A 10,794-nucleotide genomic window follows, 5' to 3' on the forward strand; every position below is an offset into this window, starting at 1 on the left:
ACCACGGGGGCGGGTGCCACCCCCCCGGCCCCCGTTCGTGTTCGTCGCCGGCCCCGCCCTATCCGTCAGTCCGCCGACTCCGGGCTCAGGATCTCCTCGCCGGCATGGTCGAGGGGCGCGAGCAGCGGTACGCCCGCCATACCGAGCTTGGCGGCGGTGGTGTGGATCGCCTCGCGAAGGTACGGGCGGATGATGGGGGAGGCCACGCGCTTGGCGAAAGCGCCGACGAGTTCCGGTGAAAGATCGACTTTCTCGGAGATCTGGAAGAACGCGGCGACGTCCGCGATCAGCAGCCCTTCCTCCGCATGAACCTCGGCGCGCGCCCGCGCGGCGATGGCCTCGCCGTCGAAGAGCTGCATCAGGCGGACCTGTGCGACCCCTTCGCCGGGGAGGTCGTCGTCGTTGGGCTGTTCAAAGCCGTCGAACCGGCGCCCGCTGACCTCGAAGTACTGGATGTGGTTCAGATGCGCCACGGTGAGGAGCTCATCGACGGAAGTGATCTCCCGGGCGGCGTTGCCTGTCATGCGGCCTTCCGCCGGCCGAATGAGCTCGGGACCCGCTCTTCGGTCTCCGCGACCGGCGTCCAACTGCTCGACGGCCGGGTCACCTCGTGGTCGGTGTGTGCCTTGACGTAGATCTTCAGGCCGACCGCGCGCGCGTATCTCATGATCGTCGACAGGCGAGGGTCTCCGCCCAGCCGTTCGAAGTCCGACACGGCCGACTGCGTCGTCTCCATCTCGGCAGCGACGGCCTTCTGCGTGAGCTTGGCGGACTTCCGGTGCGCCACGAGCGTCTGGATGAGCTGCATCAGGGCTTCCGCGTCCTCATGAGCGCGCTGGACATCCGGGTCGTCCGGGTCGATGCCGAGTAGTGATGCCAGGTGCTCATCCATGGTGCTCTCTCCCCTTGAAGATGCTCCGAGTATCGCCTAAGCCGGATATTCCATCAACGGCCGCCCCGTACTCCGGTCACGGCCGGGGACGGCCGTTCCACTCGGTCAGGCGCTTGCGGGCGGACTTGATGTCGTCCGGATCGGTTGCGATGCCATGCGTGGCCTTCTTGTTGATGAACTTGACCGCGAGCAGGACGGGTCCCTGGTTGTCGACTTCGGAGTAGAAGAGCCGGAAGATCCTTCTCTCGCCCTCGAAGCGCAGTTCCAGAAGGCCATCACCGAGGTGCTTGACGTCGGGAGGACGGAGCGTGCCGGTGGCGGCGCGCTCCATGATCGCCTGGAGCTTCACGGTCTCGAAGCGCTTCAGCTTGCACTTGTCGACCTCCCGACGCACCACGTCGGCCCCCATGGGCGATCGGTAGAACTCCCAGCGTCTGGGCACGGGCGACCCCCATCAGTCGGCATCCTCCCCCCGCAGGAGGGTAGTGGATATCGGCTGAGCCGATACAGCGGATTTCAAACCTCGGACCGCTGTCAGCGGGTGCTGTCGACCGGTGCCCACGGCCCCCGCACCGCAGTTGCAGCGCCCCTCGACGGCGGTGCACCTCGGGGGCGGTGCCCCTCGGCGGTGGTGGCTCGCGACGTGCCGGAGGGCGTGACCGGGTCTCCGGTCACGCCCTCCGGCGTGGCTGGTGCCCGGATCAGCACCAGATGGGCATTGCGGCTATCCCCGTGGCCAGGACGTGCAGGGATCCGGCTATCAGGGCGGAGACAGTGAACATGGCGCCTTTCCTGAGGGCTCTGCGAGGGTCGAGCGAGATCTCGCTCGATGCCTTTGTAGCAGACTCGGCGGCCGTCCGGCGATCTAGGGTCCGACGCCTTGTGTGAAGCGTTGGTGGATGTACGGAGCGGGCGGCGGATGGCGTTTTCAGGCGCATCGGCGGGGCTGGTCGATCAATTTCGGCCGATGGCCGTGAGGGGTGGGTCGGAAATATAACCGGAATCTACTCGTCCGGGTGTCCGGCCGGGCCGATTTCGGCGAGGGCCTTCCTGGCGAGTGCGGCCTGATCCGCCGCTCCGAGGCGTTCGGCGAGGCTGATCGAGGACGACAGGTGCCCGGCGGCCTGGGCCCGGGCGCCGAGGACGGCCTCGGCGCGGGCGAGCCCGTAGAGGGCGGCCGCCTCCTCGTGGGCGGTTCCCGCCGAGCGGGCCAGTTCAAGGGCGATTGCGTGCTGGTCGCGGGCGTCGGCGGGGCGGCCGGCCGAGCGGAGGGCGTGACCCAGGCCGTTGAGTGCGTCGGCCTCGTGCTTGATGGCGCTCACGGAGCGGAAGACGGCCAGTGCCTGCCGGTGAAGAGCCAACGACTGGTCGAGTTCCTCCGGGATGTTCAAGGTCGCTGCCAGGTTGATTTTCACGATGGCGAGATCGAAGGTGGAGATGGCCCCCGCGGGGAATTTCAGCACCCGCTCGAACCCGGAACGTGCGGCGGAGAGATTGCCGGCTGCCAGATGGAGATCTCCGATATTGTTCAGGATCCTCATCTCGAAGGTTCTGTCCTGGAATCTCCGAGCCAATGGCAGGGCGCTCTCATAGGCGGAGAGGGCCATTTTGTGATTCCCGAGGGAGCGCTGGACGATGCCGAGGTTGGCGAGGCAGCGCGCGGTGTGCCAGAGGTCTCCGTGCGCTCTTCGAATGTGCAGGGCCTCCTTCTGCAGGGCGAGGGAGCGGGTCAGGGCGCCCCGGTGCCAGAGCGCCCGGCCCAGGATGCTCAGGGCCTCCGCCGTGGCGTCGGGGTCCTGTCCGGCGCGGGCCAGTGTGAGGGCGCGGTCCAGGGCCTCGACGGCGGCGGGGTAGCGGGAGGCGTTGGCGAGGGTGGCGCCGAGGTCGATCAGGGCGCGGGCCTCGCAGCGGTCGTTCGCCATCGAACGCCAGTGCGCCGCGGCGGTCTGGTGCAGGTCGTGGGCCTCGCTCCAGTAGGCCTGGGCGTCCAGGCGGCCGGCCAGCACGTGGGCCAGCCAGGCGGCGGTCTCCGGGTGGCCGGTGGCGCGGGCGTGCGAGGCGAGTGCCGCCAGGGCGGCCTGTTCGGTGTCCAGCCAGTCCCGCGCCGACTCGTGCGAATCGAGGTCAAGGTCGTACAACAACGTTTCCATTCCCGGCAATTGGCGAAACTGCGGGAGAGGGAGGCGTGAACGACGGGGATACAGCAGCCGGTCCGCCTGGTCGGCCGCGTGGAGCATGAATCCGAGCAACCGCCGCAACGCGGCCCCGGCCTCCTCCTCGGCACCTTCGTCGTGCATCAGTGCGAGCGCGTATTCCCGGAGGAGATCGTGGAGTTGATATCGCTCCGGAACGTTCTCCTGCAGCAGGTGGCAGTGCAGCAGCGCCTCCAGCAGGTGGTCCGTCTCGTCGACCGGCCGGCCGAGCAGGGCCGCCGCCGCGTGCAGGCCGATGTCCGGTCCGGGGTGGGCGCCGAGCAGCCGGAAGGCCTCCTGCTGTTCGGCGGGCAGCGAACGGTAGGACATCTCGAAGGCGCGGGCGACGCTCTCGGTGTCGTGCCGGATCTCGGCGAGCCGCCCGGTCTTGCGGGAGAGCCGCAGCGCGAGGTGGTCCAGGGTCCAGGACGGCCGGGCCTTGAACCGGCTGGCGGCGATCTCGATGGCCAGCGGGAGCAGTCCGCAGCGGTCGACGATCTCGACGATCCGGCTCCGGTCGTCGGCGCGCTCCCGTCCGACCACCGAGGTGAACAGGGCGACCGCGTCGTCCACCGGCAGGATGTCCAGGAAGACCGGTCTGGAGCCCGGGAGTTCGGCGAGCCGGCGGCGGCTGGTGACGAGGATCAGCGCGGCCGGCGAGGTCGGCAGCAGCGGCCGCAGCTGGGCGGCGGTCGCCGCGTCGTCGAGCACGACGACCGCCCTCCGGGTGGCGAGCACCTCGGCGCAGAGCGCGAACAGCTCCTCGCTGTCGAGCGGGATCGTGGTGGCCGGCACCCCCAGCCGGCGCAGCAGCGAGGTCGCGACCGCCTGCGGTGCGAGCGGGCTCCGGTTGACGGCGTGGGCGCCCAGGTTGAGGTGGACGTAGCCCTCGGGGAACCGGCCCCGCATCAGATGGGCGGCGTGCAGGGCCAGCGTCGTCTTGCCGACCCCGGCCATGCCGAGGATCGCCGAGACGGCCACCACGGCGCCCTGCTCGACGGCCTCCTCGGGGCCCCCGAGTAGACGGCGGAGGTCCTCCCGGCGGCCGATCAGGCGGCGGACCGCCGGGGCGGCCGACGGACCACCGGCGTGTGCGGCGGGGGAGGGGCGCGGGGCGGCGCTCGCGCGGGCCGCGGTCGCGCGAGCGGCCGGTCCGGTGAGCGGCTCGCCGGCGAGCATCCGCTCGTGCAGCCGGACCAGGGCCTCGCCGGGCCCGGTGCCGAGTTCGGTGCGCAGCCGGCGGACGACGGTGGGGTAGACGGTGAGCGCGTCCGCCTGGCGTCCGGCGCCGTGCAGGGCGACCAGCAGATGGGCGGCGACCCGCTCGTCGGTGGGGCGCTGCTCGCGCAGGGCGGTGAGTTCGGGGACGACCTCGGCGAAGCGGCCGAGCCGGAGGTCGATCTCGATCCGCAGCAGGGTGGTGGCGAGGCGCTGGTCGGCCATCGTGGTGCGGGTGGACTGGGCCCAGCTGCCGGGCAGGCCCGCGAGCGGTTCACCGCGCCAGATTTCCTCGGCCCGGCCCAGGACGGTGCGGGCCTGGATGTCCTCGCCGTTCTCGGTGAGTTGGCGGGCGCGCAGAGACAGGTCGACAAAACGATGCCAGTCGATCAATTGGGGATCGGCACGAAGCGCATATGTGTGCGATCGGCAATCGATGGCCGGGGTGTCGCGGGACTCGTCGAGCCCCTCGGCCGCCACGGCCTTTCGCAACTGGCTCCTCATGCGGGAGACATGGCTGTAGATGCTGGCCACCGCGCTGGGCGGGGGCCCCTCGTCCCACAGCCGGTTGGCCAGCAGTTCGTGGCTGAGCGGGCGGCCGACCTCCAGTGCCAGGGCGGCCAGCAGCTGCCGCCTCTTGTCCGAGCGAATTGCCGACAACTCGCCGTTCACCGAAAGTTCAATCGGACCCAGAAGATGGAACTCCATTGTGACGCCCCCCGCCGGTTGGCTACCAGCTTGCTGTCGCAGGGAGCATCCCACGATTGCGGGGGCCGGATCCATACCGTCTCCTGCTGTGCGGCGAGGCATTGTTGACACTTAACCCGGTCCGACGGAGCCTCATGTGATATAGGGGCGGCGCCGATTGCCCGTGCACATCGGCCGCTCCCGTCACGGCAGTCCATCGTTCTACCGGTAGGGGGAGCCAGTGGGGCAGGATCGGTTCGGCGGGGCGGGAATTCATCAGCCGCACGGAGCGCGTGAACCGCACGGACCGGGAGAACCGCACGGATCGCACGGAGCGCACGAACCGCGAGAACCGCACACCGCGACCAGGAACGCGGTCTCCGGCGCCCGGGTCGGCGGCTCGGTCGTCCAGGCCGGGGAGATCCACCACCTCACCGTCTACGGCCAGGCCGCCCCGCCACCCGCCGCCCCGGCCCTTCCGGTGCCGCGCCAACTGCCTCCGACGCCAAGACGGTTGGTCGGACGGGACGCCGATCTCGCCGCCCTGGACCGCGAGTTGGACGACGCTCCGGGCGGCGCCGCCGACGTCACCGTGGTGGTGACCGGCCCGGCCGGGGTGGGCAAGACCGCCCTCGCCGCCCAGTGGCTGCGCCGCCTCGCCGGCCGCTTCCCGGACGGCCAGCTCTACGCCGACCTGCGCGGCCATGCCCCGGGCGGGCCCGCCGACCCTGCCGAGGCGCTCGGCGGGTTCCTGCGGGCCTTCGGCATCGCGCCGGTGCCGCGCAGCCTCGCCGAGGTCGCCGCGCTCTGGCGCTCGCTCGCCGCCGAACGCCGGATCGCCGTCCTGCTCGACAACGCCTCCACCGCCGCCCAGGTCCGCCCGCTGCTGCCCGGCTCGGAACACGCGGTGGTCGTCGTCACCAGCCGCCGCCGGCTCACCGGGCTCGGCATAGACGGCGCCGTCTTCCGGCCGGTCGACGTCCTCTCCGACGACGCCTCGGTGCAACTGCTCGCCCAGCGGGTCGGCGCCGACCGGGTGGCCCGCGAACAGGGCGCCGCCGCCCTGGTGGTGGAACGCTGCGGGCGGCTCCCGCTCGCCGTCTGCCTGGCGGCCGCCCGGATCGCCGCCCGCCCGGGCCGGCCGCTCGCCGCCACCGCCGAGGCGCTCGGCCAGGAGTCCCAGGGGCTCGCCGCGCTCGATGTCGAGGGAGAGGCCGTGCGACACGCCCTGGACGCGTCCTTCGAGGTCCTGGGGGCGGACACGGTCCGGCTGTACCGGCTGCTCGGCCTGCTGCCGTTCCCGGTCTTCACCCTCGACGTGGTCTGCGCGGTCGGCGGCCTGGAACGGGCCGAGGCCGACCGGCTGCTCGGCGGGCTCATCGACGTCCACCTGCTGGAGGAGATGGAGGACGGCTTCCGCTTCCACGACCTGGTCAAGCTGCACGCCCGGGCGCGCGCCGACGAGGTGCGGGACCGGCCGGAGGGGCGGGCCGCCGTCGACCGCGTGCTCGACTGGTACCTCGCCTCCGCCACCGCCGCCGAGGCGCTGCTCAGCCCCAGCCACCGCACCCTGCGCCGCGACTACACCACCCAACCGGTGCCGGGCGTCCGGGAGTTCGCGGACGAGCCGGCCGCCGTCCGCTGGCTCGACACGGAGACCGGCCGGCTCGCCGACGCCGTCCGCTGGGCCGCCGCCACCGGCCGGGCCGCCACCGCCTGGCAACTCGTCGACGCCATGTGGCCGCTGTTCCTGCGGCTGCGCCCGGCCCGGCTGTGGATCGACGCCCACCGGATCGGGCGCACCGCCGCGCGGACGGCGGGCGACCCCGACGGCCTGCTGCGGATGCTCACCTCCGGCGGCACCGGCCTGCGCAACGCGGGCGAGGGGGAGAGGGCCGCCGACTGGTTCGCCGAGGCGCTCCGGCTGGCCCGCGAACTCGGCCGGCCGCTCGCCGAGGCCGGCGCCCTGTACGGCCTCAGCCAGACCCACCGCACGGCGGGCCGGCTCGCCGAGGCGGCCGACTGCCTGCGGGGGGCGGCCGGGCTCCGGGAGGCCGAGGGGGACGTCCGCGGCACCGCACTCGCCCGCCTCGCGCTCGGCGAGGTCCTGCTCGCCGACGGCCGCCCCGCCGAGGCCGTCCCCGCCATCACCGGCGCCCACCGCGACCTCGTCGCCGTCCCCGCCGCGTACGAGGCGGCCCGCGCACTCGCCATCCTCGGCCAGGCCCATGTGGCCCTCGGCGCCCACGCCGAGGCGGCCCGGTGCTACACCGAGGCACTCGCCGCGTTCCGCGCGGCCGGCTCCCGCCACTGGGAGGCCCGCGTCCTCGAACTCACCGGCGACCTCGCCCGCGCCCGCGGCGACCTGACCGGGGCGGCCACCCACTACCGCGCCTCCCTGGCCCGCTACGAAGCCCTCTCCGCCCCCGACACCACCCGCCTCACCGCTGCCCTCGGCACCCTGCCACCCACCTGACCCACGCGGCGCGGCGGGTCGGGCCGTCGTCCCGAACCGCCCCGCCGGTGTGCACGCGTGGTGCTTGGTGGTTCGGCCGGTTCGCGGATCTCGAATGCGGGGCTGGGCGTGGCCACTTGGGGGTGGTGGGGTGCGGGGTCGCCGCTCCGCCTGTCTCATTGGCGGGTGCTTTCCGGGTCGCGCCACCCGGCTCGTGGATCCCGAACGTGGGGTGGCGCTCGCCGTTTGGGGGAGCCGCGTTGTCGCGTGGCCCACCGAAGCGCACGCGCAGCGCTCGGTCGGTCGCCCGGCTCGCGATCTCGCATGTGGAGCGGGGCTCGCCCCCCTGGGGGGAGCCCCGCTGTCGGGTGGCCCATCGGTGCACGCATGCAGTGCTTTGTGGTTCGGCCGGCTCACGGATCTCGAACGCGGGGGTGGGCTCGGCCGTGTGGGGGGCGGTTGCCGGGGGAACCGCGGGCCCGCCGGAGCGCACGCGCAGCGCTTGGCGGTCGGCTCGCGGATCCCGGAGTGGGTGGCCGTCGGCCGCTGGGCATCGCGCTGTGGGGTGGGGCTCCACGAACCGCGATCGGGGACGGCCCGCCAGGCCGGGTCGGTGGTGGGGCGCCCCCGGCCGCCCGGCCGCCCGGCCGCCCGGCCGCCCGGCCGCCCCGCCGAAGGGGCGGCTCAGGTGGCGAGGGGGCAGCCCGGGCAGGGTGGGCGGGCGGTGTAGGCGGAGGTGGCAAGGGCGGTGAGCTCGCCGAGGGTGCGCCCGGCGGCGAGCCAGGCGTGGGCGAGGGAGCCGGCGGCCAGCCGTTGGGCGGAGGAGGCCGGGCCGCTGCTCCCCGGGCGGGGCCGGAGCGTCAGGCGCCCGCCCGTGCGGCTCAGCACGAGCAGCGTGCCGCCCTCGCCGTCGGCGGTGGCCACCGCGCAGCCGGGGTGGGCCCGTAGCACGGTGGTGAGCCGGCCGGGGGCGGCGGCGCCGAGGTGGAGCACGTCGGCGTGGTGGCGCCACCGGGCGGCGTCGGGGTCGGCGAGGTCGGCGAGGTCGAGCGCCAGGTGCTCGTCGACGAACACGCGGCTCAGCGGCCCGCCGGAGCGGCCGGCCGGCGGGCGGGTGGCGAGCAGCCCGTGGCAGACGCCGGCGGGGGAGTGGATGCGGGCCTCGACGTGCGGGCCGGGCACCCCGGCCGACGGCGCCGGGCCGTCGGCCGGGGCGAGCCGCACGGTGTGCAGCACGGTCACCCGTCCCCCCGTGGTGCCCGCCCGGCCCCGTCGCCCGTCGTCCAGAGCGGTGCGGGCAGCGGCAGCGCGGGCGGTTCCGGCAGGTGGGCGGGCTCGCCGAGTCCGAGGACGCGGTAGAGCAGCCGCCGCATCCGGCGGTCGAAGGCGCCCGGCCGGGAGCTGATCCGGGCCGCGATCGCCGCGTACTCCTCCCGCCGGTACTGTTCGGCGGCGTAGCCGAGTTGGGCGGTGAGCGGGTGGGACGGGCTGAGCGCGGGCGCGGTGCGGGCGAGCAGCGCGCCGGGTGAGCGCGGGTTGACGTCCCGGTGCGGGTACTCGGCGAGCAGGATCGGTGCGCCGGTCATGGTGCCGTAGAGGGTGACGGAGCCGTGGTCGCCGATGACGAAGTCGGCGGCGACGAGCAGCGGACGCCAGTCCTCCTCGGGCGCGAGCACGGTGACCGCCCCGCGCGCGGTGGCCGTCGCCCACGACCGGACCGCCCACGGGCTGTGCGCGGCGGCCACGTTGGGGTGGACCAGCAGCGCCGTGCGGTAGCCGTGCCGGGGCAGCTCGGCGGCCAGCCGCGGCAGCACGGCGTCGAGCCGGGTGAACAGCGAGCCGCTGCCCCAGGTGGAGCAGACCAGCACCAGGCGTTCGCCGGGCCGCAGCCCGAGCGCGGCGCGGTACCGTTCGCGGTCGGGGAGCGCGGCGGCGATCCGGTCGTAGCAGCCGTCGCCGACCACCTCGGCGATCGGCAGGGCCTCCGGGCAGCCGCGGGCGAGTTCGGCGCGGTCGTCCTCGTGGGCGAGCGCCAGCGCGGTGGGCACCAGCCGCCCGTGCCACACGACGTACTCGGGCCCCAGCCCGGCCACCGTGCGCCCGGCTCCGGGCCCGGCCGGCGCCAGTTTGATGTGACCGGCCCCGTGCGGCAGCCGGACGAGCGGGCCGCGCAGCCGCTCCAGGCCCTGCGAGCCGGCGGCCAGCACCAGGTCGAACTCCCGCCGGACGGCCTCCGCCCACGGCAGCACCGTGCCGCCGAGCCGCCGGACGTGGCCCGCCGCGCCCCCGTTGAACGCGTGCGGCGGCACCGTGAACTGGACGTGCACCCGCAGGTCGGCGGCGAGCAGCGGATAGATGTCGTGCAGCCGCTGGCCGTAGACCATCGAGTGGACGACGACCAGCACCTCCTTGCAGTCGGTGAGCGTGGCCCACGGCCGCGTGCGCCGCGCCGCGCCCCCGTCCGCCCCGGCCGCCCCGTCCGCCCCGGCCGCCCCGGCCGGGCCTTCCGCCCGGTCGTGGGCGTCCGCCCGGTCGTGGTGCTCCTCCGGCGACCACTGCGCGCCGGGCCGTTCCCCGTGGTTGACTTCGTCGACTTCCCCGTGCACCAAGGTCATGTCGTTCCCCCTCCTTGATCCCGGACCGGGGCCCCGGGTCTCGGCGGCCCCGGCGGGTGTGTGCCCGGGCGGTCTGGCGGATTCCATGACGGCTCCTGGCCGGTCTTGCACAAACCTTGCGGCCCGCTGCCCCGGCCCCGCCGGGGCCCGCCCGGTGGTACCCCGGAAGAGCGCAAAGGGTACTGAGTTCCTTTACGAGGGGTACTGAGTGCCGTATTCTCTCCGGAGAGCCTCGAAGGCTGTCGAAGGGAACCGACGGGCCGGATCCGCCGAGGGCCGATCCGGCACTCAGTACCCTCGGCGCGGCCGAGGCCGTGGACCAGTGCATCCGACCAGTGCACCCGTACCAGGAGAACCGCTCATGAGCTTGAGGATCGTTGTCTGTGTGAAGTACGTGCCGGACGCGACGGGTGACCGTCGTTTCTCGGACGATCACACCACCGACCGGGAGGGCGTGGACGGCCTTCTGTCGGAGCTGGACGAGTACGGCGTGGAGCAGGCGCTGCGGATCGCGGAGGCCCATGAGGGTTCCGAGGTGACGGTGCTGACGGTGGGGCCGGACGACGCGAAGGACGCGTTGCGCAAGGCGCTGTCGATGGGTGCGGACAGGGCCGTGCACGTGAACGACGAGGACATCCATGGTTCGGATGTGATCGGGACGTCGGCGGTGCTGGCGAAGGCGCTGGAGCGGACCGGGTTCGATCTGGTGGTCGGTGGCATGGCGTCGACGGACGG

8 protein-coding genes are annotated in these 10,794 nt (G+C 73.6%); 2 read left to right on the top strand and 6 right to left on the bottom strand.

The window, feature by feature from the left end:
• Positions 1 to 65 precede the first annotated feature (65 nt).
• From ACFXAM_RS34620 to ACFXAM_RS34635, 4 genes are all read right to left on the bottom strand, one after another.
• A complete protein-coding gene (locus ACFXAM_RS34620; protein ID WP_380297383.1) occupies positions 66 to 524 on the bottom strand; it encodes a hypothetical protein in 459 nt (152 codons plus the stop codon).
• Entirely contained in the window at positions 521 to 892 is a 372-nt protein-coding gene (locus ACFXAM_RS34625; RefSeq protein WP_380297384.1) for a helix-turn-helix domain-containing protein, read from the bottom strand. Before ACFXAM_RS34625 ends, ACFXAM_RS34620 begins: the two co-directional genes overlap by 4 nt.
• 76 nt (positions 893 to 968) lie before the next feature.
• Positions 969 to 1,301, bottom strand: a complete 333-nt coding sequence (locus ACFXAM_RS34630) for a type II toxin-antitoxin system RelE/ParE family toxin (protein ID WP_380297386.1) — start codon at positions 1,299 to 1,301, stop codon at positions 969 to 971.
• A gap of 595 nt (positions 1,302 to 1,896) precedes the next feature.
• On the bottom strand, positions 1,897 to 4,974 hold the full coding sequence (locus ACFXAM_RS34635) for a BTAD domain-containing putative transcriptional regulator (RefSeq protein ID WP_380297388.1): 3,078 nt from the start codon (positions 4,972 to 4,974) through the stop codon (positions 1,897 to 1,899).
• A gap of 529 nt (positions 4,975 to 5,503) precedes the next feature.
• Here ACFXAM_RS34635 and ACFXAM_RS34640 point away from each other — a divergent pair.
• Positions 5,504 to 7,465 carry an ATP-binding protein gene (locus ACFXAM_RS34640; RefSeq protein WP_380297389.1) on the top strand — a complete coding sequence of 654 codons (1,962 nt, stop codon included), beginning with the start codon at positions 5,504 to 5,506 and terminating at the stop codon, positions 7,463 to 7,465.
• 663 nt (positions 7,466 to 8,128) lie between these two features.
• Here the strand turns inward: ACFXAM_RS34640 and ACFXAM_RS34645 are convergent.
• Both ACFXAM_RS34645 and ACFXAM_RS34650 read right to left on the bottom strand, forming a co-directional pair.
• Positions 8,129 to 8,686, bottom strand: a complete 558-nt coding sequence (locus ACFXAM_RS34645; RefSeq protein WP_380297391.1) for a hypothetical protein — start codon at positions 8,684 to 8,686, stop codon at positions 8,129 to 8,131.
• Entirely contained in the window at positions 8,683 to 10,059 is a 1,377-nt protein-coding gene (locus ACFXAM_RS34650; protein WP_380297393.1) for a hypothetical protein, read from the bottom strand. The genes ACFXAM_RS34645 and ACFXAM_RS34650 overlap by 4 nt, the downstream gene beginning before the upstream one ends.
• A 361-nt stretch (positions 10,060 to 10,420) precedes the next feature.
• Here ACFXAM_RS34650 and ACFXAM_RS34655 point away from each other — a divergent pair.
• Positions 10,421 to 10,794, top strand: a 374-nt coding sequence (locus tag ACFXAM_RS34655; protein WP_380297394.1) for an electron transfer flavoprotein subunit beta/FixA family protein, incomplete at its 3' end; no start/stop codon positions are given.

This window comes from Kitasatospora sp. NPDC059462, assembly GCF_042749955.1.
In the GTDB taxonomy this organism is placed as follows: domain Bacteria; phylum Actinomycetota; class Actinomycetes; order Streptomycetales; family Streptomycetaceae; genus Kitasatospora.

What these genes read in the sequence shown, in the direction of transcription:
- ACFXAM_RS34620 (WP_380297383.1), bottom strand. Translation starts at nt 524, where the DNA reads ATGACAGGCAACGCCGCCCGGGAGATCACTTCCGTCGATGAGCTCCTC.
- ACFXAM_RS34625 (WP_380297384.1), bottom strand. Translation starts at nt 892, where the DNA reads ATGGATGAGCACCTGGCATCACTACTCGGCATCGACCCGGACGACCCG.
- ACFXAM_RS34630 (WP_380297386.1), bottom strand. Translation starts at nt 1,301, where the DNA reads ATGGGGGCCGACGTGGTGCGTCGGGAGGTCGACAAGTGCAAGCTGAAG.
- ACFXAM_RS34650 (WP_380297393.1), bottom strand. Translation starts at nt 10,059, where the DNA reads ATGACCTTGGTGCACGGGGAAGTCGACGAAGTCAACCACGGGGAACGG.